This is a genomic window from Xenorhabdus innexi, assembly GCF_002632485.1.
Classification (GTDB): Bacteria; Pseudomonadota; Gammaproteobacteria; order Enterobacterales; family Enterobacteriaceae; genus Xenorhabdus; species Xenorhabdus innexi.
In genome coordinates this window covers 1-261 of sequence record NZ_NIBU01000294.1, presented here as the reverse complement: position 1 = coordinate 261, position 261 = coordinate 1, and the positions used below count along the sequence as shown (strand labels likewise).

Annotated in this window: 1 protein-coding gene; it reads right to left on the bottom strand. The window is 57.5% G+C overall.

Annotation, left to right across the window (positions count from 1 at the left end):
• Positions 1–260, bottom strand: a 260-nt coding sequence (locus Xinn_RS21685) for a DUF3438 family protein (protein WP_153043459.1), incomplete at its 3' end; no start/stop codon positions are given.
• Between the last annotated feature and the right edge of the window lies 1 nt (position 261).

Below are 261 nucleotides of genomic sequence, written 5' to 3'. Positions count from 1 at the left end.
TCCCCGTTTTCACTGTCCTGCAATTGCAGCCGGGTCGGCGGAAAAGCCTGACGGGCTTTCAGGTAAATTGCCCCGCCGGCGCTCTGCACCCGCAGTTTCTCGCTGAGTGACGAGGACAACCCGACCCGCACATTCCGGTCAGCAAAAATAATCCGCTCCTGACCGACTTTCAGCGTCACCGGTAACGGAATGCGTTCCCAGGTCAGCAATTCCTCGGCTTTTGCCCCAAAGCTGAACAACAACATACTGACCAGCCCCAGA